The sequence below is a fragment of the Corynebacterium occultum genome (assembly GCF_009734425.1).
Taxonomy (GTDB): Bacteria; Actinomycetota; Actinomycetes; order Mycobacteriales; family Mycobacteriaceae; genus Corynebacterium; species Corynebacterium occultum.
In genome coordinates this window covers 49,251-75,160 of record NZ_CP046456.1, presented here as the reverse complement: position 1 = coordinate 75,160, position 25,910 = coordinate 49,251, and the positions used below count along the sequence as shown (strand labels likewise).

Sequence of the window (25,910 nt, the reverse complement as noted above, 5' to 3'; positions counted from 1 at the left end):
ATCTGTCGTTGCGTTAAATGACTGGTTTTTCATCGATGCCGAGCCCCACCTGATCCTTTCGGTATAGGTGGTGACTCCGATGTACTTTGAGGGTTGAGCAAGGGGCCTTCTCGACGGGCAGGAGGCCTGGGGTGCCGGCGGTTTCTGGATAGGCTCCCGCCTGTGCAGCTGCAAAAGTGACTGAAGTTGGACTTTCCCGCTGGGTTTCAACCTGATATCTGATCAGGAAACGTCCTTGCACTTCTGGTATTGCGGAAGGATTCAGTTAAATTAGGCAAATCCGCTCTTGGGGGTCCTGCTGACCCGGGGCCGGCTTCAGGTCCACTGATCTTCGATTCCCTACACCTTCCTTAACATTGTTACCTGCATCACATTGGGCTTAAAGTTATCCCGAGGCGGGATAAGTAGCCAATACCGGTTTGCTATCAGGCCCATATGGACGGCGGTAAGTGGCTCGCATTGGTGCCATGCGGAGGGGGTTGGCTGGAAGTGGATGGTTCTGTCAGCGCGCGTGTCGCCGACAGGTTTTCCTATCGGGGTCAGGCGGCGAGGTCGCGTCAACCGTATCCGGGGGTTCGGCCATCACTTTGAAAGCAGGGCCAATGGCAGCTATCGCCCTGGATCGGATATTTGCCATACTCAAGGTCGCAGTTCTGGGGTACACCCTATAAACCACTTGATGCTCACCGTTTCTGTACTCGCTGAAGTCATGAGCCATGGGAATAGCCAGTCCCAGTAGGTCTCTAAGATAGAAGACATGACTCAAGAAAACCCTGCTATGGCCCTCTACGTCATTTTGAAGAAGGTCGTGAACTCCGAAGCACGAACGGTCGCTGCGGGATGGGGAAGCGCCCTGGGTTCTGCTCCCAACGATAAAGATTTTCCTCAAAAGCACGCAGAAGTTGTCAACTTATTTGCCGAAACCCAAAGGTATCTACTCAGTCTGCCTGAGGGGAACATGGATTGGGAGATTTACGGAAAGTACCTCCCTAGCTGGTACAACGCAGTTATTTTTCGGAAACTGTGGGATAACACTCAGTATCCAGCTAAGTCGATAATCAATGCAGCTGCACTAGACCAGCTCGGTGGATTAGGGAGCCTTCTTGGACGGACCGAACGCGCAGTACTTGATGACTCTTCAATAGAGAATTTGAAAAACGGTCTAGAGAAGTGGCGAGAACTCCTGGACGACTCGGGCATTTCCGCAGATGTTAAGGAACAGATCAAGGCGCAGGTCAACCACATCACGTGGCTTCTCGAAAATATGGACACGTTTGGCCCAAATCCGGTGGTTCGTGAGGCACGAAATCTTGCAGGGCTCGGCTTTCAGCTGATGAGTCAGTTGCCGTCGACAATAAAGAAAATATAGCTCTCTCAATTCAAAAGCTGTTGAGTTTGACGCCGGAAACTCGTTCTACCTGCAAATATTGGAAATGGCTCCTAAGCTTTTGTTTTGGGAGAGCTATAGCTGCCGCAGTCGCTGCTGTGGGTTTGTTTCTGGGGGGCCTGCATACAGGTGTAGATGATCTCGCAGGGGTTTTAGAGGGCATCCATGAGGTGAAAGTTCAATACGAGTTGCTTTCCAATCCTGTATTAGAACTAGAAGCAGCACCACAAGAGAACTCGGCTCATGATGAGCAAATTCTGGATGCTGAGGTAGTCGAAGAACAGCAGCTTCCGGACGAATAGCTAGCGTCCTGGGGTTACTAATTCGCTCGAAGTTTCAATCTATTTAGCTGTCTGACGTAAATATCCACCAACTCAATAAGGAGCACAGTGTCGACTGGCGTCGCTAAAATTGACCATCTGACAGCAACAGGGCTGCCCATGTTACGTCTCCCTACTGTGGAGCTCTCGTCCCCGGTGATGCCGCCGTGCAGGCTCTCAATGCCGATATCTGCGCAATCCGATCCCCTGCGCCGGCGGAGACGGAGAGCCACTACCTGTGTACCGCTTACAAGCAATCTCACAGGGAACTATCGGCCTGAGAAGATATCCTGGCCAGATCATTCTGATTTTCCTGTTGCTCCAATTTTCACCGAAGCCCAACAAAATATCTCCATTTCGTCCTTTGAAATGCATCGAAACCAATAGAATGAAGTCTCTGACCTTGTATTTTCATCCTCACAGCTCAGAACCCCTTGATACGATACGATACGGGCCGTACTATGTGATCTATATCGCCCATCATTAGTTATTTTAGGGAGTTCACATGTCTGGTCAGTTCCGTTCTGCGGCCGAAGTACTAGGTAGTTCGTGGAAAATCGATGGTTTGGAGATCAAAAACCGTTATGTAGTCGGACCGATGGCCGTGCTTCAGCCCACGGTAGATGGCCACGCCAGTGATCAGACGATTGCTTTTCTCACGAGGCGGGCCAAAGGTGGGGCTGGCCTGATTATCGTTGGTGGAACCGTGGCGACTGAGGGAGGGTATTTGGAAGCGCCCTTCCAGCCGATCCTGCGATTTGATCGGGATGAATTCGTCCCCAGCCTGACACGCTTGGTTGATGCCGTCCACGCTTACGATGTCCCCCTCTTTGCACAGATTTTCCCGAGTTTTGGAGCGATGGGAGTCCCCGAGGACGGCAGGCCGACTCGTGCTGCAAGTCCAAAACCGGTGCGTATGGCTGCACCCCGGTTGCCTGCTGGCCTCTATATTCCTGGTGGGCGAACCAATCCAACTCCTGTGGAAATCACCAAAGAGGAGATCCTTGAGGTTCAGCGGCAGACAGTAGCTGCGGTCCTTCGTGCAAAGAAAGCCGGATTCGACGGCGTAGAACTTGGCGCCCACATGCGTTACCTCTATTCCTCCTTCTTCTCCCCACGGACGAACTGGCGCGAAGACGAGTACGGCGGAAGTCCGGAGAATCGCGCCCGTATTCTTACTGACACTGTCCGTGCAATTCGAGCCGAGGTCGGCCCTGATTACCCGGTAGGTGTGCGAATGAGCGCAAACGATCATCTAGACGATGGCCAAGGACCCGAGGAATTTGCCGAGGTGGCAACCGTCATTGCGAAGGAAGGGCTCGGATACATCGCACTCACTGATGGCAACTACGAGTCCATGGATCACAATGTCTCCTCAGAGTCCGGGTCGATGATTGATCATGGCGAGCCACAAGCATTCCGCGCAGCTCTTTCAGATGTTCCTCTCCTGTTGAGCAGTACCTATATCCCGCAGCACGGTGCTGAGGCAATCGCAGCTGGTTATGGCGACGGGATCATGCTGGCTCGCCAGATGCTCGCCGACCCCGACTTCCCCAACAAAGTTCTGGAAGGGCGCGACGATGAGATCATCTGGTGTGACCACGAAAATTCATGCCTTCGTAGGCTCATCCTCAATGTTCCTGTGCGGTGCCACAAAAACCCTGAAACGGGACGGGAAGCAATCCTGTCAGGCGTAAGGGAGCCCATTTCTGTCAAGGTCAAACGACCCGTTCAGGATCTCCTCATCACCATCACTGGATCAGAGACCCTCATGGGTGTCGCCGATAAGATGGCATCATCTCGGAAAGCCTCAGCTACGACACAATAATCCCTGCATGTCTTACCGGCTGGTGTAGGTCAGGGCGCATGCCAGCCGGTAAATAAGCCTTCGGATCGCTACCCAAAGCTTTCACACTTTGTGATGATATATATCTCAACGCGGAACTAAATCCATGGTGGAGTAATGGACACTGTCCTAGATACCCGGTTAATACATCCAGACGATCGACAAAACTACTGGTCAACTGGTATTTCCATGCATTTTTTTCCGATATGCATCGAAACTGTGGGTACGCCGCTGCTGGAAGCGCATCTGTCCGGTGGCCAGATCGGCCCGGTGGGGATCCGGTTCATCCGTGGTCGCCCACATCGTGTTGCCCGGACGGCCTCGATGGTTGCGGCCTCCGACCCGGAGTGCATTCTTCTCTATCTTTTAATCGGGGGATCGATTCGCCTCGAGCAAGATAATCGCAGTTGCGTGCTTCAACCTGGCGACCTCGCTTGCCATGACACCTCACGTCCCTCGGCATTCGAGAGCCACGATACGTTCGAGGTGCTCATGTTTAGCGTCCCCAAGTGGTTCATCGGGCTGAGCACCCCCAACATTACCCGATATACCGCGACACGTATGGCACGGGACGACGGACACCTTCCCCGGTTGGTCGCCCCATTTCTCGTCAATCTCGCCCGGACGGTAGCGGGCAACGAAAGTCTGTCGAGCCGAGATAGTGAGGCTTCGGCAGAAATGCTGGTGTCCATGCTTCGCTCCATCTATGCCGAGCCAACACCCCTGGAGGGGAGATCTCACCCCGACGTTCTGCTCGTCCAGATGCAGCAGTACGCTCTCGATCGTTTACATATTCCTAGCCTCGGCCCCGACAGTATCGCTCAGGCCCATTTCGTCTCTACTCGCTACGTACATAAACTGTTCGCAACCTCAGGTACCAGCGCGTCAGCATGGATTCGAGAACGCCGGCTTGAAGCTGCCGCTCAGGAGTTGCGAGAATCGCCCGCCATGACCATCTCCGTGATCGCAACGAAATGGGGGTACCGGAATCCTGGCAGTTTCAGCAGAGCATTTCGCGAGATGTACGGTTGCTCCCCGCGGGATCTTCGCCAGTCACAGGTACCAGGGAAAAACTCTCGCCCCCTGAGAGGGGCGAGAGCTTCCTAGACGGTCAAGACTGGGGGAAACCCGCTTCCCGCAGTCGACTCCCCCAGATACCGGACTTACCGGGGGCAATAATCCCGTTGGGGTCAAGTGTGTCCTTGATGGTTTCATTGAATCGCCGCTGCGCATGATCATTGAAGCCAAACTGATCCGCCGCGAGATCCATAAACGACAGGTGGGCTCGGTATTCCCCGTAACCGAGCTTGCCCGCCTTAGCAACCATCTTCTTCGCCCCCTCGTAGGCCTTGGCGACCTGCTCCGGGTCCTTGGTGTCGAACGGGATCACATTGATAAACGTGGTCGACCTCCCGTTGATCGGAAGCATCCCACCGAGGTAATCGAACCCAGCCTCTGCGCACATCTCCTTCATCAGATTCTGTGCAGCCTTCGCGTGCTGAGCCGTCAGCGGGATCACCGGGGAGAAGTCGACATGGCCGCCTTCTTCTCCACCGGACCAGCTGGCCATCTTGTAGAGATCATCGTTCGGCACACCGATCATGATCTGCTCGTGGGGGTTCGGCAGCGTCTCCCACTGGTCTGCGCCATACTTCTCTCCTGAAATCTCCACGCCCGGAATCCGAGAGAACCGCGCCTTGATCTTGGCGAAGTTGTGATCGACCACAGCTTCGTCGCCATAGAGAGCAAACCGCATCATCCAACGTCCGAGTCCCAGCTCCTTAGACATTTTCTCGATAATGTCCTCGGGTATGGGGCCGGGCCCGTCGTACCACTCTGCTCGGTTGGTCATCATCGAAGCCATGATGAGGGTGTTGGACAACTGTGGGCGCATGTCAATCGTTCCGGCGAGCATAAGTTCGCGCAGCGCGTCGACAAGATCGGGCATCTTCGAGTCATCCCAACACCGCAACCATAGTGGCATATAGACCTCGGGCTTCGGCATAAGCCAGTAGCCCATCTTGGTGACGATGCCGTAGTTCGATTGCATGAACATCTCAGTGGAGGTGGGACCGAGACCGCGCTTGTACAACGGCCAGGTGGGATTGTTATCCATTGCTCCCGAGCCGGTGCGCATGAGATCGCCATTGGGGAGCACCACCTCAAAACCACAGTGTGATGCCTGGTCAATGGAATACGGCATGTACGTCAATCCGTGGTCCAGCGTGTTGGAGACAACCCCTCCCCAGCCGACATCAACGATGGAAGCCGCCAGGTTGTGCCCACCACCCTCGATGGCAGCGTGCAGGTCGTGCCAGCTCACACCCGGTTCAAGGATCGCGTAACCGAGCTCCTCATTGATCTCCAAGACGCGGTTCATGTTCCGGAAGGAGACCATCACCGAGCCACGTACCTGTGGTGCGGCCCCCCCGTACCCATTGTTCTTGCCACGACCGATGGGCCACAACGGGATGCGGTACTCATTGGCAATACGCACAATGGCCTGGACATCCTCGACACTGGTGGGGCTGACGGCCGCAGAAGGCAGATTCTGAGCTGTACCAGGTACCTGGTAGGGATCCTGGAAATCCTGTCGAAAGCTGGGGTCATCGGCGACTTTCTCTGCACCGATCGCAGCGGCGAATGCCGCCAAGGCACGGTCAAGCTCAGCCTCAGTAACCCCCGGTGGGATCGGACGGGTGTCGGTTACGGGGTTAGTACTCATGGGTCATCATCTCCTCGGACAGTCCATGACGTAAATCACATGGTTTTCTCATGATGCTTCATGCCACTTCCTATCGGGAGGGTGCGGTCCTTCTGGTGCAGATAGTGCATAAAAGTGTGCGCAGTCTGCACCATCAAACCCATGGTCTCTAGACCTGCTCCTGAAAAGTGCTTGTATGGGTCTACACATAACGAGAGAAACGGAGAAACCATGACTGGTGGCCGATTGCAAGGAAAAGTCGTCCTGTTGACCGGAATCGGCGGTGGAATGGGACGGGTGACCGCGCGCTTATTCGCGCGCGAAGGTGCCACCGTAATAGGCTGCGACCTCGATTCAGATAGCGCAGCGGAAACAGTCCGTCTTGTGGAAGCAGACGGTGGTTCGATCGAATCAAGCGCTCCAGTGGATTTGAGTGACCGAAATGATATCGATAAGTGGATTAGTGAAACCATCTCACGTCATGGCCGGATTGATGTGCTCTACAATAACGCCAGCTTGCCGCGATTCGCCCCATTCGCGGAGACCAGCACCGAAGATTACCTGTTCACAATTCAGAATGAACTGCACTTGGTGTGGCACGCCTGTCAAGCGGCGTGGCCGCATTTAGCCGAAGTAGGCGGTGCGATCGTAAACATCGGATCGGGTGCTGGTTTTCAGGGCGTCAGGTCTTTGCCGCAGTCTGCCCATGCGGCCGCAAAAGGCGCGGTCCTCGGCCTGACCCGGCAGCTAGCAGCTGAAGGAGTCGCCTCCGGGATCCGCGTCAATTGTGTGAGTCCAGGGGTCATGGCGACGCCGCCGGTACTGGCGATGTTTAAGGAGTTCGGTGACAACGCCCCGGTGGCACCGATCATCGAGCGCACGATTGATGGAAAACCGGGAGATCCCCACGCTGTCGCCTATGCAGGCCTTTACCTCGCCTCTGATGAAGCGAAGTGGGTTACAGGGTCTCACCTTGTCGTGGACGGTGGGGCCAGCGCAATCATGTAGGTTCACAAAGCTCAACGGCAGCGCACGGCGGCCTGACACCAACTCAAGCTGGTGTCAGGCCGCCGTGATGATTTCAGGGATGTATCCTTTCCAACACTGGCTCGATTAAGCGCTTCCCGCATGATTTTGTCGCCTAACCTGGCCTATTCAGACGGTGTTTAATGCGGTCTTCCATTGCTGGGCGAAGCTGGCGTACTCTTTGATCAACGCAGGGTCATCGACTGCGCCTAAATCAACCACCTGCCCCAGAGAATCTCCCTGGATCAGCCGTTTAACGGGAACCTCGAGCTTTTTTCCTGTCTTCGTGTGGGGAATAGCCCGCATCGCCACGATGTCATCAGGCAGGTACCGGGGTGAGAGGTGAAGGCGGATCGCGGTGATAATCGCCTCTCGGGCATCTTCATATTCGACATCGGGCGCCATACGTATAAACAGCGGCATGTAATAGTTCTCAGAACCGATCTCCGCACCCACCACCATGGCTTCCGCCACCTCAGGTAGCGCTTCAACCACGGTGTATATATCAGCAGATCCCAACCGCAGTCCGTTGCGATTCAGCGTGGAATCAGACCGGCCATGGATGAGAATCCCGGAATCAGTGAATTCGATGATATCTCCATGCCGCCATACCCCTGGGTAGGTCGAGAAATAGCTGTCGTAATATCTGGAATTGTCATCATCTCCCCAGAAGTACAGGGGCATCGACGGGATAGGTTGGGTGACGACGAGTTCGCCCTTGGCCGACGTGGGAACGCCCTGTTCATCCCACGATTCCACGCGAACTCCCAAGGCAGATACCTGGATGAACCCGGCGTGGACTGGAAGCGTGGAAGTTCCGCCCACGAAAACCGACACAATGTCGGTACCTCCACTCATTGAGGCAAGCCAGACATCGCCGACATGGGAATACACCCATCGGAATCCATCGACTGACAGCGGTGAACCAGTAACCTGAAGACACTGAAGTCGTGACAGGTTATGAACACCCCCCGGTCTCAGGTCAGCTTTAGCGCAGGCGTGGATGAAGCCGGCGCTGACTCCAAGTGCAGATGTCTCAGTGTCCGCGGCGATTTCCCAGACACGGTCTACTGAAGGGTAGGTAGGATTACCGTCGACAAGGACGGCAGTAGCTCCTACGCCCAGGGCGCCTACCAGGGCGTTCCACAAAACCCAGCTGGTGGAGGCGACGTTGAGGTAACGGTCTCCCGGTTGGAGCTCGGTGTGAAAGGTGAGCATCTTGAGCAATTCGAGAAGAGCACCGCCGTGACCATGCACGATGCCCTTCGGTTTTCCTGTGGTTCCAGATGAGAACAGCACCCACAATGGATGATTGAAATCGACATCCGTGTAGATGAGGTCGGCAGATGTGGCAATCGCCTGTTGCCAATCTACGGCGGGGACCGATGATGCGGGTGGCATCACCGTGGTATGTTCGTCAACCCAGATGACCTGCTCAAGGGTGGAAAGCCCGGCCAGGATTTCAGCCAATGCCGCCTGACAATCTCGGTCTTTGCCACTGAGCATGTAACCAGGGGCGGCAATGACAACCTTTGGTTCGAGCTGGGCAAAACGGGAAATCACGGCTCTGGGCCCAAATTCCGGTGCGCAGATCGACCACACCGCCCCGATAGAGGACGTGGCAAGAAAACCTACGACAGCTTCTGCCACATTGGGAAGGATCGCCACCACACGATCACCGGCCGTTACCCCGATAGTCCGCAGATGATGGGCGAGGGCGGCCACCTCGTCCCGTAGGGTTTCCCACGTAATTTCCTTCTGTTGACCGTCCTCGGAGACTGCGAGCAACGCCATACCCTCTCGACCGTCGAGCAGATGACGAGCGAAGTTGATGGAGCGTCCCGGAAACCACTGTGTGTGGGGCATCTGATCCGTGGTGCACACCTGAGTAACCGGCCCACCCAGCTGAACACCGGAGAATTCAGCGAAAAGACTCCAGAACTGCTCCGGTTCATCGACTGACCATTGCCATACCTCGTCATAGGTGTCACCGATGATGATGCCATGGCCCCGGAGGAAGGGGATGAAACGTTTCAGGGCGGACGCATCGATGGTTTCCTGTCCTGGTGCCCAGATGACTTCACCAAAGGCGGCGTGAGGATTGATGATCATGATGTTCCTACCCCCAGAGAAGCACGGCGCTGCTCAGCAATCTCCGCTGCTGAGAGGGGTGGTGTGCCGATCAAAACGAATAGCACGCGTGCTGTCTTGTTAGTTCTGTTGGACCAGGCGTGGCTGGTGGCCCGCTGAATAGCCACATCTCCCGCCCGCAAGGTGGCTTCCCCATCGTCGACGAGCAGGGTGATCTCACCGTCAAGCACGACGGCGTAGTCGAGGGAATCGGTGCGGTGGAACCAGAAGTGCTTACCGTCGCTGTGCTTGTTTCCCGCCTCTGCCTCATCATGACCATCGAGTTGGTCGAAAATTGCAGATTCAGCTTCATCCGGGTAAACGGAGTCCGGGGGAAAGTCCGCGATCCGGAACGTGGTTTCACCTGGGCCTGGAAAAGACGGTATCTCAGCGTCCGCACTGGCGGGATCAATATCTCGCACGTGGTCGATCTCGCCATCCGGTGTCCACCAGGGCACAGTGGCGCCGAAACCCGGGATCGCATCAGATTCAAAACTATTCGGGGCGGGGCCATCGGAAAGAATGATCGCCTGACCGGTGTCATTGTGTCCGGTGACAACCCGGCGTACAGGTGGTCTGGTCATGATCAGTTGTCCTCGTCGTCGAAGGGATAAGGCCGTGGAGCTGGCCACCAAGGGGGTGTTTCCTTCTCCTCTGCGACCGGATTGCGTAGCGTGCCCACCCCTTCAAGATCCAACTCGACTACATCGCCGGGTTGCAGGAAGCGATTGAGTTCGACGCCAGCACCGAAGCCCATGGTGCCGGAGCCGATGAGATCTCCAGGTTGAAGACCATCGAAGATGGAGACGTAGGCGACCAGCTCCGCAGGGGTGTAAACGAAGTTTTCGACTCGCGTATCTGACCAGACTTCGCCGTTGACCCGTACCTGGCCTTTGAGTCCTTCAATGGACGAGATCTCATCCATCGTGGTGATCCAGGGGCCGATGCTGTAGGCGAAGTCCTTACTGTGCTGGGCACCCATACCAATGGGGCCCTCCAACGCCTGGACATCCCGAAGGCTCCAGTCATTGAAGATAGTGATGCCGAAAACATGCTTCATGGACTCCTCGGGAGTCAGGTTTCTTCCCGGTTTGCCCACGATGTAGCCAATTTCTAGTTCATAATCGAGTTTCTCCGAGATGTTGGGGTAGGGGATGACCTGATTGTTTCCGTACACGGTCGCCGTTGATCCCTTGAAAAACCCGGGTCGCTCGTACACCGCTCGAACGGGCTTAGTCTTCGCCACGTTTTTGAAGTAGTTCTCGATATGGGTTCCGAACGTGAGGCCATCGCGGATCACCGGCGGATCCACGGCGGCCCGCCACTCGACTTCCCCCAGGGGAAGCGAGGCATCATCGGCGGCGGAAAGCGCCGTGTGGGCCAGGTCTAGGAAGGCGTCGCCGGCGGAAATTCCTCGTGACAAACTGCCCGGGAATACGCTCCGTCCTATTTCGCTAGCGCGTTCGGCAGTGGCACCTTTTTTCTGGAGGGCCAGCGAGTAGGCCCGAGCGAGGTCGATGACTCTATCGGTCTCGGGTTCAGCCGCGACTACCCTGAGCTGCTCACCATCGGGTGTGGCTACTGCAATGCGTCCCAGTTTCATTCTTATGCTCCTTCAGAGTGATACTTAAATTAATGTCTCTTGTTTCACGCGTAGTGGTGAAGTTGGGGTGGTTTTCCCGCCAGGTGGGGAAAAACTGTCTGCCGGGAAATTTAGACCGGTGGTGCGATGTAGAGGCCCTGGTCGGGATCGTTGAACATTTCTTTGGTGATGAAGTCGTCCATGTCGTTAGCGGTACCCCACTGGTCGGAGGTCTCGGCATCCTGCACGTTGAACACGGAAGGATGCCAGGTATCCTCTTCGATCGTCTCCAGCTCGGTCGTGTACTCCATCGTGTTGCCGTTGGGATCCAGGAAATATGTGAAGGTATTGTTTCCGGCCCGATGCCGTCCCGGTCCCCACAGTTTCTGCCAGCCCGAACGCATCATCCGTCCGCTGCCTCGCATGTATTCATCCAGTCCGCGGAGTTCAAAGGAGGCGTGCTGCAATGAGGCGTGGGGGCCGCGGGCGATGGCCATGCTGTGGTGCTGATCATTGCACCGCAGGAAGTAGAAGAGGTCGCCGGTGCGGGGATGGTTGAGAGTGTCAGACAGTCGGAATCCGAGGTGCTTTTCGTACCAGGCCAGCGTGATCTCGGGGTTTGGTGAGTTGAGCACGACATGGGAGAGGCGGACGGGGATATCCTCGCGTTCTTCAATTTTCCGGTGTTGTCGGACCTCCACATCGGAGGACACCTCGATCGTTCTTCCCTCGAGGTCGAAAAAGCGGAATCCGTACCCCCCGCCAGGGGTTTGGACGTTACCGGGTTCGCTGATCAGCTTCACTCCGGCGGTGGCGAGATAACCGGCGAGTTGGTCGACCGATTGACGGTTTGCGGCACCGAAAGAAACCAAGTCTAGGCGCTTTTCACCTGCTTTTCGCACGCGCACCACATATTGTTCCGGAGATCCTTCGGCTGCGAAATAGGTCAGGTCGGAACCATCAGAGGTGGCTGTCAGTCCCCAGTGCTTGCCGTAGAATTCCACCTGCTTGTCATAGTCGGGAACAGCGAGGTCGAAGTGACGTAGATGAGTAATCGGGCTAAAGGTCATCATTTTCTCCTTGGATCTGAGACTGGTTGAGTGGTTAGGCAGTCCGGGCAGCTCCCACGGAGATGCCGGGGATGTGGCGTACCACGCGGTCTAGTTCCACCGGTGATTCCGCCACGCTGAGGATGTAGCGGTCTGGTCTGATGAGGACTGCTTGTGCTCCGACCGCCTGAAGAATAAGATCCGTCTGCGTCGGCTCCGTGAGCACGACAACTTCGTTGCTTGATTCAAGCTGGCGTCGCAGGTCAGCATCGAGATCGTTGTACATGCCGGTGTCCAGCACGAGGGTAAAATTGATTCCGATCAGGTCATCTAACCGGCGGCCGTCGGACAGGATGGGTTGAACGCTCAGACGTCCAGCCCGATTGTCTACCTCACCATCGTGAAAACCCGGACCCAACGGAGGTGACACCGGAGCCGCCTCGGTGGGGTTGGCCCGGATGAATTGATCACGCTGTCGTGCGGCGTCCGGGTCAAGGGTTTGCAGGAAACCGGCTGCTTTGACCGCCTGCTCCACCCAGAACTGAGCGTGTGGTTTGCGCTCTGTTTCATAGGTATCCAGGAGATCTTCGTCTTCAATACCACGCTTGACCACGTCGAGTTTCCAGACGAGATTGGCGATATCTCGGATCCCTGCGCACAACCCCTGACCAAAACAGGGAGGAGCCTGATGGGCTGCATCACCGACGAGAAAGATATTACCTTCCCTCCAACGCTGCGCGATCCTCCCCCGGAAGGTATAGATCGCCTGGCGCTCAGGCGTGAAGTTGGCTGCGGGCAAAATCCCCCGACTAATGCGTTCGATTGCCTCGGGAGTGACAATCTCATCTGGGTCATCGCCGTCCATGACCATGAATTCCATGCGGACACGGTTTCCCGGGAGACGGATCCACATGGCCGGCCGGGAGTGATGGCAGAGAAAAATCATGTCATCTTCATAGCCGGGACTGTCCACCAGATGACCGTCCACCACAACCCAGTTCGCGTCATCACCGAACCGGTCACCCTCGATACCGAGAGCTCTTCGGGTAGAAGATCGGGCGCCATCAGCGGCAATAACCCACCGAGACCGCAACACAGATTCTTGTCCCTCAGCATTAACAACGGTGACTTCTACTCCGTCCGCAACGTTATTCACCTCGCTGGCGCTGACACCGCAGCGAAGTTCAATGCCTGGAAGGTCGCTCACGATGTCCCGCAGCACACTCTCCACATCGGGTTGATGGAACGTCAGATCGTCATTCCATGCTTGCGAACCAAACTGCCCGGTCGGCACCGAGACGAGAACCTCTCCCGCTTCGTTCTGAATGTGCATGGAATTCATCGGACGGGTGGCCTTCGCCAGTTTCTCGGAGATCCCCAAGGATTGGAGCATCCGAAAGGCTTCTCCATCGAAATGCACTGCCCGTGCAGTGCGCCACATCTCGGTATTTTTTTCGACGCCGATGGCGGTAAGCCCCATCCGGCCAAGCATGGCCAGCGCGGTGACACCGACTGGCCCACCGCCAATCACTACTACGTCAGTATCGAAAGTTGCTGACACAGCCACTCCTTCACATTCAGTTCGGTTCGTTTCGTATCGATTGTATCCGGCATCACAGTGCAGCGCAATGAGTGACGAGATCTCACCTATTGGGTGCGGAATGCCAGGGAGTTATGCGGCCCAGACTGCCTTGAGGTTGCAGAACTCCCGGATGCCGGCAGCAGCCAGTTCCCGGCCATAGCCTGACCGTTTGACACCGCCAAAAGGCAGCTCTTGATAGGAGATGGTCATGCCGTTAATAAAAACGGCGCCAGCATCCAGGCCCTGCAGGAACCAAGCCTGCTCCTCGGGGTCAGATGTCCATACAGAGCTCGACAGGCCAAAGGAGGTCTGATTCGCGATGCGCAGTGCAGCTTCCGCGTCTTCTGCCCGGTAGAGGGAGGCGACGGGGCCGAATGTTTCCTCCTGGACCACCCGCATGCTGTCATTCAGGCCGGCCAGGATGGTGGGGGCGTAGAAGAACCCCTCCCTGTCTGGCGCGAATCCCCCGGCAAGAACTTCCGCCCCCTTATGCACCGCATCGTCGACCAGTTCCACCAGGCTATTCCGCCCGGCTTCCGTGGCCAACGGCCCCACCTCCGTAGCTGGATCAAGGGGGTCTCCGATGACTAGTGCCGACATCTGCTCAGCAAAGGCTGCGGCAAACTCGTCATACACCTTCGAATGAACGATGAACCGTTTTCCGGCGATGCATGATTGTCCATTGTTGTTGATCCGGGCGCGGACGGCGGTGGCGGCTGCCGTGGTGATATCAGCTGAGGGCATGACAATGAAAGGATCGGAACCGCCCAGTTCAAGGACAGATTTCTTGATATGGTCACCTGCGATTGAGGCGACGGAGCGTCCCGCAGCCTCGGAACCGGTGAGCGTGACCGCCTTCACTCGAGGATCGGCCAGCACTCCGGCGACTTCTGCCCCACCGATCAGCAGGGCACGGAAAGAGCCGACAGGGAAACCGGCACGCTCGAAGAGGGTGTCGAGAAACAGTGCCGCCTGCGGAACGTTTGAGGCGTGCTTGAGTAGTCCGGAATTCCCGGCCATCAGGGCGGGGGCAGCAAACCGGATCACCTGCCAGATCGGGTAGTTCCAGGGCATGACCGCCAGCACCACACCCAGCGGCTCATAACGCGTCCAGGCCCTGGAGGCGCCCACCACCCCCGGGTCCTCGAGAGGGCTATCTGCCAGGAACGTTTCGGCGTGGTCTGCGTAATAGCGCATAACCTTGGCAGATTTATGAACCTCGGCGATGGACTGGTGGATCGGCTTTCCCATCTCGACAGTAATCAGTTCCCCCAGCCCCTCAGCCTGGTCGGTGAGGATGTCCGCGGCAGCATGCATCCACCGGGCACGTTGGTCGAATGTGGTGGACTGCAGCTCCCGTGCCGCCGCAGCGGCTTCATCGATCCGGGAGAAGACTTCGTCGGGTGCGTGGGGTTCCACAAGCACCTCAGTGGCTCCGGTGGCGGGATTAATAGTGGCGAGTGTCATAATGACCTTCCTGCTTGAGATACGAGTCACATTCAGTATAATAGAAACGGTGCGTTTCGAACAGCATTTTTCTTCTTACTTCACGACCCCGCCAGAATGCCCATCCCTCAAATCCGAGGAGTGATATGACCGACGACACCCTTTCCCCTAGTCCCCTGCTGTTTCTCAGTGATACAGACATCGCCGAGCTGTCTGATATCGAGGCAGCGATGGAGGTGATCCGAGATGTTTACAGCACCCCCGAAGACCATGTCCGCACCCCCGGGCGTATTTTTGCCGAGTCACCGCAGGAATGGATGCGAATTATGCCCTCCGTTCCGGCGGCCGGCCGATTATTCGGCGCCAAGTCCATCGTGGGGAGTTTCGCCGACGGACTCTCGGTGAGCTATTTGATCACTCTCTTCGACAAGCAGACTGCAGACCTGGTTGCCTTGTTAGACGGCAACCGAGTCACCGGACTGCGAACCGCCGCCACGACAGCCGTCGGAGTGTCCACCATCATCCCTGATCACCCCGTGTCTGTGGGGGTGATTGGATCTGGCTTTGAAGCCCGTTCCCACCTGCAGGCGTTGTCACATGTTGCTCAATTTTCCACCATTCATGTGTTCAGCCCGACAGAAGAAAACCGGAGAGCTTTCGCCCGGGATTTTGACGGATTAAACGGAGCAACCGCTACCCCCGTCTCCTCTGCCGAAGCTGCGGTGGACGGTGCTGACCTCATCCTGTGTGCGGCTCGCTCACGAGACGAGACCCCCATCATCGAAGCGCAATGCATTGGCCAGAATGCCACCGTGGTTTCCATTGGCTCAACGACACCGGGCCAGCGGGAACTACCTGTTGAACTGCTCGAACAAGCCTCCACCATTGTCGTTGATACCTACGACGAAGTTGTTCATGGCAGCGGAGACATGCTCGCAGCACAGGCACAGGGCATCGACCTGACACCGAAGGTCACTACTTTAAGTGCAGCCCTTCGCGGCGAAGCTGTCATCGATAAAAACCGCGGCATTCGCATCTATAAGTCGACAGGTTCAGGACTACAAGATATTGCCGTCGCAGAGATGCTCGTGAATCGAGCCCGTGCAGCAGAGCTGGGGACAAAGTTACCCGTCAACATCATCACCACCCGCAAGTAAAACAAGGAGAACCTCATGGATTACACCAAATCTGAAGCACGGGCCTGGGCCCGGGAGAATTTCACCGGCGCCGTCGCGGTGACACACCCCTCATACACCCCTGATTTCTCCGGGCTGAACGAAAACGCCATCCGCCACGACGTGCTGCGTCTGAAAGAACTCGGATATAAGGGGACCTTGCTGGTTGCTGAGGTTAATGTCACACCGGAGGAGAACGCCCGTATCACCGCGATCGCCCGGGAGGCCGCCGGACCGGATTTCGCATTATTTTTCCACGCCATCTTCGGGACGTTGGAAGAAAATATCCACGCCGCCAATCTTGCTGCCAAGGCCGGCGCTGACCGAGCACTGCTGGCTTATCCCGCATCCTTCTGGCCGACCTCCTACGATGAGATCTTCGACTACACCAAGAGGTTCACCGACGGTACCGACCTGGCAACCATGCTCTTCCCCCTCCCTGCCTGGGGTTTTGAACGCATTCACCCGGCCGGCATGAGTGTGGATTTCGTCCGCCGGGTACTAGACGCCATGCCCAGCATCGTGGCCATCAAAGCCGAACAAGGCTACCCCGGGATTCCCGGTGTCATGGAGATGTACCACCACTTCCGAGAAGAAGTAGTCATTTCCTGCCCCATCGAAGCCGAGACCATTCCGCTCATGTCCCAGCTGGATTTCCAGTTCTCCGGAACCGCCAATACCCACTGGATGGGAGATTACTATCCCCGCGCCTTTGAACTGGCACGCACCGGCCAGTGGGAGGAGGCAATGAAGCTTTATTGGAAGGTCCAGCCAGCCCGAGCCGCCAATACCGCGGTCTCCTCCACCTCCACCCCGGGCACCAACACCATCAACCGAACCCAGTGGAAGTACCAGGAGTGGCTTGCTGGATTCAATGGTGGGGCGCTACGCCCCCCGGCAGCTAAACTCCCGGACCGCTTCATGAAGCAACTGCGCGCAGGACTGGAAGCCTCCGGACTGCCGGTCACCGACTCCCCGGATGAGGAGTTTGTCCGGGGACGCATAGCACCCTAACTGACCCCAGAGCACAGCCCCAGGATCGTCAATGACGTGACGATCCTGGGGCTGTGCGTCTATTCAGGCAACCGAGGCACCCAAGCGCCCGGTCTCAACCGAACCACCTCAACGGGTAGGACCTCCCATTGTTCTGCCGGTGCCACGGAAGAGCGCAACAGTGCGGTCTGCAGTTGTCACTGTGACATCGACAATGATGCGTCGGCCTCCGGTAAAGGAAACAACGGCCTCAGCCACCAACGTCTCCCCCAGCCTGGCGGGGGCAAGGAAAGAGATCTGTGCATCTACTGTGGCCACGCGGGGGAGTACGGAATTCGCTGCACACGCGAAAGCGTAGTCAGCCAAGGCGAACACAAATCCGCCATGGACGACCTCGATTCCATTCACCATATCGGGCTCCACCGTGAGGTAAGCAGACGCTTTCCCTTGACCCACGTCAGTACCGTGGATCCCCAGGCGCCCGCGACTGCGATCTGCGGCAAGCATCTCGGTCACGAAATCTCCTGCCTCTGGTGAACTACCCTCGCTAGCTGTATCCAGAGCTGTATCTAGGTGATTGTTCATGACAACCTCTCAATGACCATCGCCATGCCCTGACCTCCGCCAATACACAAGGTAGCCAAACCCAACGTCCCCTCTGTAGCGCGCAAACCGTTCATAAGAGTACCGACCAGGCGAACACCAGTCGCCCCGAAGGGATGGCCGATCGCAAGAGCACCGCCGTGAATATTGACCTGCATGGGATCAGCATCCAGTTGACGCACCACCGGGACAACCTGGGCTGCGAATGCCTCATTGAGTTCTATGAGGTCAATATCTTTTATTGTCATACCAAGACGTTGCAGCACCTTCTTTGAAGCCTCCACCGGCCCCAATCCCATGATCTCCGGTGAAAGACCCGTCGTGGCGGTCCCTAAGACGCGGGCCAAAGGTGTGATCCCCAGTTCACCTGCACACCGGGCACTCATGAGCACAGCCGCCGACGCACCGTCATTGAGGGGACTGGCATTACCTGCGGTCACGGTTCCCCCCTCCAGAAAAACAGGACGCAAACCCTCCAAACCTTCCATCGAGGTCCCCGGGCGCGGCCCATCATCGGTGCGAATGACCGTGCCATCTGCGCGCTCATAGGCCAAGATCTCTTGCTCGAAGAATCCCTGTTCAATAGCCCGGGCGGCTCGCTGCTGGGACATCAGCGCCCATTCGTCCTGATCACGCCTGGTTGTCCCCGTCATCTTCGCAACAAATTCTGCCGTGGCCCCCATGGGCACGTAGAGATCAGGGACCTCTCCCATCTGGCGCGGATCACACCATTGCTCCCCAGAATCAAGTAGTTTCTTGGTGCGTGACGCCGCCTCCTCCATTCCCGGATAGGGACTGGTGGTTAGGGGAGGTGTCGTCGATGTGGACTCCACACCACCAACGAGGTAGACATCACCGTCATCGGCTTTGATCGCCCGAGCCCCGGCGGCCACAGCCTCCAGGGACGAGGCACAGAAACGATTGACGGTAGCTCCCGGCAACTGATCCATTCCGGACAGGACAGCGACTCTCCGAGCAATATTATCCCCCTGGGCACCTTCGGGGACCGCTGTTCCAAGATAAAAATCATCCAACGATCCATCATCCAGTGACGGCACGGTGGATAAAACAGCCCCCACGGCAGCCCGGGCCAGATCCTCCGGGCGCTCATTCGCCAGGGTTCCTTTTCGGGCTCTGCCAAAGGGGGTCCGCTGATAAGCGACAATGACAGCATCGTTCGGGGCGATAGTAACGGCCATAAGGACACGCTCCTTTTCAAAGTAGGGCAACATTTCAAAACGATTCGATACGTTTCGTATCTATATACTACATTGGATGTCCTACACTTGCACTAAATGATGGTGATCGTTTCGTATCGAAACGCGGGAAGGATAGCCTCAAATCATGGCACTTAGAAGCGAACAAAGTCACCAAGCGATCCTGGATGCAACTATTGCGCTGGTAGATCCCGAGCAAGGAGAGGGATTTTCCCTCCAGAAGCTCTCGATCGAACGGATCGCAAAAGAAGCCGGGGTCAGCAAGACGACTATTTACCGCTGGTGGCCCAGCAAGGTGGCTGTGGTGATTGATAGTTTCCTCGACAATCACATCGCGCGCACACCATTAAATGATGAGCTTCCGGCCCTCGATGCTCTGCGTGACCATTTGGCATCCGTTGCAGAGATTTTTGGTGGTGGCGAAGGACGCCTCGTCGCCCAGCTCATTGCTGAATGTCAGCATGATCCTGAGGTTATGAAGGAGTTTAAGGAACGATTTTGGCATAATCGCCGGGATGTAGCTTACGCCGTCATCCAGCGAGGCCAGGATGAAGGGGTTATCCGCCAGGATATTTCACCTGCTGAAGTTGCAGAGCTCCTGTACGGGCCAATTTACTTCCGGCTCCTCATCCCGGATGGTCCGCTGGATCGGGATTGGGCTCATCGCCACCTCAACAACGCCCTTGAAGGGCTGCGAGTTCGCTGACTTCTTCCGCAGTGCATACGACCACCCCGCCACGCCAGGTTGACAGCACGCGAAGTGCGCAAACTCCGAAACGCTGGCCGCTGTGGCGAAGCGATGACACCCGCAAATCCTGAACTCCATGCCCTTACACCAAGGGAAAGGCGTCCAGGATGGCCCCTAGGATCCACACCCTCCAACGGCATTCGGGGGCCGCCTATCCCCTTTCAGGTGAGGCAATTTCCGGGCGAAAATCATCAGCAATACCTTCAGGAGCCTTCCCCACCCGGGCAGAGTGGGGAAGCTCCTAACCTATAATGTGTTAACTCCGCTCTTCTTCTGTAGGGCAGGGAAGAGGAAACCAGCTCTTTCCCTTTTCTGTGGGCGGGGTGATCCATTTGGCTGGTGTCGGCGAGAAAAGACAGTTCGCAACACTAGGTCTGAGGTAGCAAGCTTTCAGGCACCGCAATGGGTTCCTGTTCAGGATCAGAAGTTTCTTGCGGACGGTGCAACGCCTTCAATCCGGCCAGTGCCGCGCCGAGAATTCCCAGCGGAACAAGCAAAGCCAAGAAGAATCCGCCCAATCCCAGGCCCCCGCCGATGAGTACACCTCCGAGTGCACCCTGACCGGCTGACCCTAGCCGGGCACTGAGTTCAGTAATACCGACACCGGTTGCGCGCATGTCGGTGGGGTAGGCCTCCACCGCAAGAACATTTCGTGTGGGCCCGAGCGCCGCCGGAACGAAGAAACCTGTCACACCCAACACAATCAACAAGGTGACGAATCCAGCGTCACTCACCAGACTCACTGCCACAGCGACGATCGCAGACACTGCCAAGCACGCAGCGATGACCCCAAACCGCTGCCATTTGGCGAGAACTGCTCCGAGGAGCAGGAGGCTCGCCACACTGGCGAAGCCATACACAGCGACGATTGTACTACTTTCGACTGTCGTGAGTCCCGGGCTCGGCATCTGCAGAAGAGTGGGAAGATACTGGATGATCAGCAACTGCGTGCCCAGGGAAAGGAAACCAAATACCCACAGCAACACACTGGTCCAGGTATAGGGCTGAGAAAGTAACCGCTGGAAGGTTGCTGATTGCTGTTTTTTTACTACAGATGCAGTGAGGTCAACCTCGTCCGGATTAACCCGGGGAAAGATCTGGACGAGAGAACGTCTGGCCCGGTTCGTTGAGCCGCGGGCCGCCAGAAGAGTGGGCGATTCAGGGATTCCGATCCAAATCAAAACCGTGATTATCAGGGGAATCGCGCCACCAACGAACATAAGCACCCGCCAGCCTTCGGCGGGAAGGATGGCGCCGGCCAGGGTGGCGCCGACAGTAGTGCCCAAACCCAACCCCGCATAGGAGGCAGCCACCATAGCACCGCGACGCTTTTGTGGAACCAGATCCGCCAGAAGCGTCACAGCAGTCGGCAGGACAGCTCCGATTCCCACGCACGCAATAAAGCGCCATATGGTGAACATGGTGAAATTTTCTGCAGTACCCCCCAAAATTGTCATCGCGGAAAGAATGAACCCTGCCGCCACGAGGACAGGTTTACGGCCCAGCTGATCCGCTAGGCGGCCCGCCACCAGCGACCCGAGTCCCATGGCTACGAAACCTCCGGACACTATCAATGCAATGCCGCCGCCGACAGAAACTCCCCATTCTTTAATGAGCGAGGGAAAAATATGACTGACGATGGTGGAGTCCATGCCATCCGCCAAGAGCAGAAGAAAAATGAGCGTGAAATAAAGCCAGTGCCGTCTAGTAATTCCGGCAGATTCAATAACTTCAGAGATACTGCGCTGTCTCACTGAGTCAGTGGTCATATTGAGACCTTCCATATCCGGTTCACGTAGGCGTGATCTGCACCACATGTAAGATTAGATACTATACGTATCGAATCGAAAGTAAAGAGATTTTTACTTTTTGCACGTGAGGGCCCGGAATTGGCCCTTCCCATCCCTCAGGGCACGCTTAAGCGAGTTGGGCGCTGGTGCAAGGCGAGGTTAGATTCACGAATCTGACCTCAATATCTTGACCGTCCCTTGTTTCGAGGTGGCCGGGTAACGGTGACGCTGGACATTCATCAGGCGGTGGGAAACCGACCCCTCTCAGCTACCCACCCCACTCTCTGCACGAACCATCCTGCTACCCAATATAATAACGATAATCATCATTTATCTTATGATTTATTACGTATGATGGTAAGGAACAAAACCCGTTAAGGAGACATTTGCCATGACCAGTTCTGCACCGCGCGCCCGCACCGAACGTGCCCTCGCCGACCTCCTCGCGAAAGAGGGAGCCCAGGCGATCACGGTCGCACGTGTACGTGCCACCGCCCGGGTGGACCAGGCCCTGGCTGCTGAAGTCGTGCGCCACTGGCGTGAAATGCGCCGAACCGGGGCAGCCGATCCGGCGTTTGCGCCTGCTACGGAGGAAGAAACCCGGGCCTTCGAGGCACTGCGTGCAGTGATAGGCCAGCAAGTGCTGGCCGGGCGAGCACAACAGGACGACACCCTCCACCAGGTGGCGAAAACCGCCACCGAAGACGCCGACCAGGCCCACCAGGAGGTCACGGAGCTGGCGGAGAAACTGGAACAGGAACAAGCCGCCACCACCGAGGCGCTGGCCATGATCGCCCAGGCAGAAGCAGAGCTCACCGCCCTGGCCAAAGACAATGAGCGCCTGCGCCACCAGCTGGAAACCCAGCAACACACACTCGAGGAAGCCCGATCCCAGGCGGCGGAAGCCCGTGGCCGGCTCTCCGTGTTCGAGCAATGGTTTACTCAACAAACGGCCCAGACCCCCACAGTGCGGTCTGGTGATTCGGCTATCCCACAGGAGCAGGAAACCCCCTCCCCCGCTCCTTAAGCACTCAGGACGCTGTGAGGGCGCAACACCTTATCTCCGTTACCGGACACTTCAGACCGCAGCCAACACACAGGGCCTAGCCACGGGGCGGGTCGTGAGCAGGAAGACTCGCCTCGAAAGAGGATTAAGGAAGAGCCAACCAATCCAAGATCAGGACAGTGTCGATCTGCCCATCCTGGGGCGACCAGTTTTGACCGTGACTGGTCTCGCATGTGATGCAGGTGATGATTTTCCCTTATGAATGATCTGCACCCGGGCTTCGGGTCAGCCGCACTTGCCGAGGAGGTTTGTGACTCCGCCCATTCCCGATGCAGTATCTCCATAAAATCAATAGGTTCATCGCGAAATGTATCAAAAGTCAATTTTAGAGCTTATCGACATAAGTAATACCTTGAAAGAAATTCTGTCTGTGTCAGAGTCAGAAGATGTTGGCGCAAATGTCAGAAGTCACTGGCACAGATTCCGAGAACCGCTCTGCCACGCTGCCCGGTTACGTGGACTGCGAGGGCTTCTTCTGTCGCGTAGGTAATGCCCCTGTTTCTTTGCGCAACGCCCGGTAGACGGTGGTGCGGCTCACCCCCAGGACCTCCCCGATTTGGGCGACGGTCATGTCCTTTTGCTCGTAAAGTTGCCGCGCGGTACGCAGCTTATCCCCCGACAACAACGGTGGCCGGCCACCGACCCGGCCCCGGGCCCGGGCAGCCTCAAGCCCGGCGTTGGTCCGTTCCCTAATCAGATCGCGCTCGAACTCAGCCAACGAGGCGAAGATATGGAACACCAACCTCCCGCCCGAGGAGGAGGTGTCAATGTTTTCCTGCAAACTGCGGAACTCCACCCCACGATCTTGAAGGGCGGCGAGCTGATCAATCAGGTGTCTGATTGACCGACCCAACCGGTCGAGGCACCACACCACCAACGTGTCGCCGGGGCGGAGTTGATCGAGCAACTTATCGAGCTCGGGTCGTGACTCCAAGGATCCGGACGCGGTGTCGGTGAAGATCCGGTAGCACTCGGCCCGGGTGAGTGCGTCATGTTGGAGTCGGGCGTCTTGCTCGTCGGTGGATACCCGGGCGTAACCAATGTCAGTTTCAGAAGTCCTCTGCACCATCGGCACCTGGCGACCTGGAGAAGTGCAGTCGACTTCTGAAATCTCGTTTTCAGTACCCGTCTGCACTGTCCGTCATGTTTCAGAAGTCCCCTGCACCAAAAGACAGACCCACATACTTGAAGAGTAAACCTTTTCGGTCCAGTCACGGATAAGCCGGCGAAAAATCTGCGCCAACGAGAAAACTGTGTCACTTTATTGGTTTTTCGATCCGTTCACGTGACGTAGGATAAATAACGCGTTAAGTGACAATTTCCGATTTTGCGACCTCGCGCAACATTTTTCAGAAGTGTGTCACACAAACGACCGTATAAGTGATGGGAATAGGTTATGGCTCTAATTGGTTACATGCGGGTGTCAAAAGCGGATGGGTCACAATCCACTGATTTACAGCGCGACGCCCTCCTTGCTGCCGGAGTGGATCCGGACCACATGTATGAGGACAAGGCCTCCGGCAAGAAAGAGGACCGCCCGGAATTAGTGTCGTGCCTGAAAGCACTCCGAGCCGGCGACACCCTGTTGGTGTGGAAGCTGGACCGGTTGGGGAGAAATCTTCGGCATCTGGTCAACATCGTCCACGATCTCACCGCCCGCGGCGTGGGGCTCAAGGTGCTGACCGGTCAGGGTGCGGCGATTGACACGACCTCGGCTCAGGGCAAGTTGGTCTTCGGGATCTTCGCCGCCCTGGCCGAGTTCGAGCGCGAGTTGATCTCTGAACGCACGATAGCTGGCCTGGAGTCGGCGAGGGCCCGTGGGCGTAAGGGTGGGCGACCGTTCAAGATGACCCCGGCCAAGGTGCGGCTGGCGATGGCCTCGATGGGTCAACCCGAAACCAGCGTCGCAGCACTCTGCAAGGAGCTCGACATCACCCGCCAGACCCTCTACCGGCACGTGTCCCCCACGGGGGAGCTGCGCGAGGACGGACGAAAGCTTCTCGCGGGACGCTAACGATGCGTCTTCAGTGAGAACTGCGACCCTTGTTTCCCAGAGGATTTCTCGACACGTCCCTATATATGAGGCATGGGGTGAGAAAGGTCAACGAAGAAATCGACGGTCGCTGACACCGATGAGGTGGTGAGGATCCCGTATCAGGCCAATACCTCTCAACCCCCAAGACATTGACCGGTTCTGATGCCGGGGATCACCCATAGACACTGTTGGGCGACAGGGGCCGATCGATCCCTATCCGACAGGAGTTATCCCGTACTTAAAGATCAGCAGGGACAACACGAAGAGCAGAAGACTATGCACCAGGAATCCGGCCCAGATTCCCCACCCCAGGGCGACAGCCAGGCAATGACGGTGGCGATAACGATAGAGAACCGCAGCAAAAGCGACCAGGACACCGCCCACGATCACCAGAAAAATAAACGATCCAACGATCCAGGGCCACACCAACTGTTCAACGCTGGTCCCTAAGGGGATTAAAAAACGTCGGAGGATGACTCCCATGCCGAAGCCGAGAAGGAACGACAGGATCGCGCCTGCTTTTCGTTTCCATCCACTAGTTGAGGCCACTCTCTGAAACTACCAACTACGCACAGACGCCGGGACTGGTGTGTCAGTGAAGAGGACTTCTGAAATCCGTGCAGACGACTTCTGAAAACGACAACCGAATTCGTGTCCCATATCCGAAAAATGTAGCAGAACCCGTCAAGAGGTCCGCGTATGGACACATAGAATACGGCACTGGGTTGTGCTACAAAATCTGGGTGTGGCGACCTTTATGAACGTATATTTTCGGGAAGCGTGTTTTTTGTAGCAGAAACGTTCGTTCCTGACACAAAAACCTGGTTCCGGAACAAGCCCATAGATTGTCGGGGTCAGAAGGGGTTGGCACAGTTCGAGCCTAACGACCAGGCATGTGACGACATCTGGGTGTCATCTAACACGGCCCAGGTCGTGGTGAACTGAGGCAACAGCGCCGGAGGCACCCAGACTGCTTCCGCCCCCCCGCATCCGGCCGCGCTACGGGATGCATCCGGGCCGGCAGGGCAGCCACCGGCCCAGCTTGATTGTGCCCCATGGTCCCGGCCGGCCCGCGTCAGCGGTGTTCCGGCCCGGATGGCGGTGCTCAGGTAGCGCTGCACCGGCTCCGGCGGCCCCGCCACCTCTTTGTCAGTGAAGGTTGCGCGGGTGGGGCGGTTGTCAGCCGTTGGTCCCATCCAGAAATACGTGCG

23 protein-coding genes are annotated in these 25,910 nt (G+C 56.8%); 10 read left to right on the top strand and 13 right to left on the bottom strand.

From position 1 onward, the window contains the following. Window positions 1–757: 757 nt before the first annotated feature. The 4 genes from COCCU_RS14360 (at window position 758) to COCCU_RS14345 (ending at window position 4,660) form a co-directional block, all read left to right on the top strand. Window positions 758–1,369: a hypothetical protein gene (locus COCCU_RS14360; protein ID WP_156233071.1), complete on the top strand. Its 612-nt coding sequence runs from the start codon at window positions 758–760 to the stop codon at window positions 1,367–1,369. 20 nt (window positions 1,370–1,389) lie between these two features. After that, entirely contained in the window at window positions 1,390–1,689 is a 300-nt protein-coding gene (locus tag COCCU_RS14355) for a hypothetical protein (RefSeq protein WP_156233069.1), read from the top strand. 523 nt (window positions 1,690–2,212) lie between these two features. Further along, on the top strand, window positions 2,213–3,535 hold the full coding sequence (locus COCCU_RS14350; protein ID WP_156233067.1) for an NADH:flavin oxidoreductase: 1,323 nt from the start codon (window positions 2,213–2,215) through the stop codon (window positions 3,533–3,535). A gap of 135 nt (window positions 3,536–3,670) precedes the next feature. Continuing rightward, window positions 3,671–4,660: a helix-turn-helix domain-containing protein gene (locus tag COCCU_RS14345; protein WP_156233065.1), complete on the top strand. Its 990-nt coding sequence runs from the start codon at window positions 3,671–3,673 to the stop codon at window positions 4,658–4,660. 4 nt (window positions 4,661–4,664) lie between these two features. On the opposite strand, the gene COCCU_RS14340 is transcribed toward COCCU_RS14345, so the two are convergent. After that, complete coding sequence (locus COCCU_RS14340; protein WP_156233063.1) at window positions 4,665–6,278, bottom strand: FAD-binding oxidoreductase; 1,614 nt, start codon at window positions 6,276–6,278, stop codon at window positions 4,665–4,667. Window positions 6,279–6,524: 246 nt separating this feature from the next. Here COCCU_RS14340 and COCCU_RS14335 point away from each other — a divergent pair, with 246 nt between their 5' ends. After that, window positions 6,525–7,265, top strand: a complete 741-nt coding sequence (locus tag COCCU_RS14335; RefSeq protein WP_231598961.1) for an SDR family NAD(P)-dependent oxidoreductase — start codon at window positions 6,525–6,527, stop codon at window positions 7,263–7,265. A gap of 147 nt (window positions 7,266–7,412) precedes the next feature. Here the strand turns inward: COCCU_RS14335 and COCCU_RS14330 are convergent, their stop codons facing one another. The 6 genes from COCCU_RS14330 to COCCU_RS14305 all read right to left on the bottom strand — a co-directional run bounded on the left by COCCU_RS14330 (window position 7,413) and on the right by COCCU_RS14305 (window position 15,093). Further along, a complete protein-coding gene (locus COCCU_RS14330; RefSeq protein WP_156233059.1) occupies window positions 7,413–9,395 on the bottom strand; it encodes an acetoacetate--CoA ligase in 1,983 nt (660 codons plus the stop codon). After that, complete coding sequence (locus tag COCCU_RS14325) at window positions 9,392–9,997, bottom strand: cupin domain-containing protein (protein ID WP_156233057.1); 606 nt, start codon at window positions 9,995–9,997, stop codon at window positions 9,392–9,394. Before COCCU_RS14325 ends, COCCU_RS14330 begins: the two co-directional genes overlap by 4 nt. A gap of 2 nt (window positions 9,998–9,999) precedes the next feature. After that, the gene (locus COCCU_RS14320; protein WP_156233055.1) at window positions 10,000–11,016 is read right to left on the bottom strand and encodes a fumarylacetoacetate hydrolase family protein; all 1,017 of its coding nucleotides are present in this window, start codon (window positions 11,014–11,016) and stop codon (window positions 10,000–10,002) included. Window positions 11,017–11,126: 110 nt separating this feature from the next. After that, complete coding sequence (locus COCCU_RS14315) at window positions 11,127–12,065, bottom strand: VOC family protein (protein ID WP_156233053.1); 939 nt, start codon at window positions 12,063–12,065, stop codon at window positions 11,127–11,129. 34 nt (window positions 12,066–12,099) lie between these two features. Continuing rightward, window positions 12,100–13,605, bottom strand: a complete 1,506-nt coding sequence (locus COCCU_RS14310; RefSeq protein ID WP_197088527.1) for a bifunctional 3-(3-hydroxy-phenyl)propionate/3-hydroxycinnamic acid hydroxylase — start codon at window positions 13,603–13,605, stop codon at window positions 12,100–12,102. Window positions 13,606–13,716: 111 nt separating this feature from the next. Then, window positions 13,717–15,093, bottom strand: coding sequence for an aldehyde dehydrogenase family protein (locus COCCU_RS14305; RefSeq protein ID WP_156233049.1), 1,377 nt, complete (start codon window positions 15,091–15,093; stop codon window positions 13,717–13,719). Window positions 15,094–15,218: 125 nt separating this feature from the next. Between COCCU_RS14305 and COCCU_RS14300 the strand changes: the two genes are divergently transcribed. After that, window positions 15,219–16,229, top strand: coding sequence for an ornithine cyclodeaminase family protein (locus COCCU_RS14300; RefSeq protein ID WP_156233047.1), 1,011 nt, complete (start codon window positions 15,219–15,221; stop codon window positions 16,227–16,229). A gap of 15 nt (window positions 16,230–16,244) precedes the next feature. Further along, window positions 16,245–17,261, top strand: a complete 1,017-nt coding sequence (locus COCCU_RS14295) for a dihydrodipicolinate synthase family protein (RefSeq protein ID WP_156233045.1) — start codon at window positions 16,245–16,247, stop codon at window positions 17,259–17,261. Window positions 17,262–17,369: 108 nt separating this feature from the next. Here COCCU_RS14295 and COCCU_RS14960 read toward each other — a convergent pair whose 3' ends face one another. Together COCCU_RS14960 and COCCU_RS14285 are read right to left on the bottom strand one after the other, a co-directional pair. Then, entirely contained in the window at window positions 17,370–17,747 is a 378-nt protein-coding gene (locus tag COCCU_RS14960) for a PaaI family thioesterase (protein WP_407924184.1), read from the bottom strand. A gap of 74 nt (window positions 17,748–17,821) precedes the next feature. Further along, window positions 17,822–19,075, bottom strand: a complete 1,254-nt coding sequence (locus COCCU_RS14285; protein WP_231598960.1) for an acetyl-CoA C-acyltransferase — start codon at window positions 19,073–19,075, stop codon at window positions 17,822–17,824. 112 nt (window positions 19,076–19,187) lie between these two features. Here COCCU_RS14285 and COCCU_RS14280 point away from each other — a divergent pair, with 112 nt between their 5' ends. After that, window positions 19,188–19,766, top strand: coding sequence for a TetR/AcrR family transcriptional regulator (locus COCCU_RS14280; protein ID WP_156233039.1), 579 nt, complete (start codon window positions 19,188–19,190; stop codon window positions 19,764–19,766). 410 nt (window positions 19,767–20,176) lie between these two features. On the opposite strand, the gene COCCU_RS14275 is transcribed toward COCCU_RS14280, so the two are convergent. After that, complete coding sequence (locus tag COCCU_RS14275; protein WP_197088535.1) at window positions 20,177–21,577, bottom strand: MFS transporter; 1,401 nt, start codon at window positions 21,575–21,577, stop codon at window positions 20,177–20,179. Between the two features lie 412 nt (window positions 21,578–21,989). Here COCCU_RS14275 and COCCU_RS14270 point away from each other — a divergent pair, with 412 nt between their 5' ends. After that, window positions 21,990–22,625, top strand: a complete 636-nt coding sequence (locus tag COCCU_RS14270) for a hypothetical protein (RefSeq protein WP_156233035.1) — start codon at window positions 21,990–21,992, stop codon at window positions 22,623–22,625. A 490-nt stretch (window positions 22,626–23,115) separates the two neighbouring features. On the opposite strand, the gene COCCU_RS14265 is transcribed toward COCCU_RS14270, so the two are convergent. Beyond that, window positions 23,116–23,733 carry a recombinase family protein gene (locus tag COCCU_RS14265; protein ID WP_156233033.1) on the bottom strand — a complete coding sequence of 206 codons (618 nt, stop codon included), beginning with the start codon at window positions 23,731–23,733 and terminating at the stop codon, window positions 23,116–23,118. A gap of 327 nt (window positions 23,734–24,060) precedes the next feature. On the opposite strand from COCCU_RS14265, the gene COCCU_RS14260 reads away from it, so the two are divergent. After that, the gene (locus COCCU_RS14260) at window positions 24,061–24,678 is read left to right on the top strand and encodes a recombinase family protein (RefSeq protein WP_156233031.1); all 618 of its coding nucleotides are present in this window, start codon (window positions 24,061–24,063) and stop codon (window positions 24,676–24,678) included. Between the two features lie 234 nt (window positions 24,679–24,912). Here the strand turns inward: COCCU_RS14260 and COCCU_RS14255 are convergent, their stop codons facing one another. Together COCCU_RS14255 and COCCU_RS14250 are read right to left on the bottom strand one after the other, a co-directional pair. Continuing rightward, entirely contained in the window at window positions 24,913–25,248 is a 336-nt protein-coding gene (locus COCCU_RS14255) for a hypothetical protein (RefSeq protein ID WP_231598969.1), read from the bottom strand. A gap of 305 nt (window positions 25,249–25,553) precedes the next feature. Continuing rightward, the gene (locus COCCU_RS14250) at window positions 25,554–25,895 is read right to left on the bottom strand and encodes a hypothetical protein (protein WP_156233029.1); all 342 of its coding nucleotides are present in this window, start codon (window positions 25,893–25,895) and stop codon (window positions 25,554–25,556) included. Window positions 25,896–25,910: the final 15 nt, after the last annotated feature.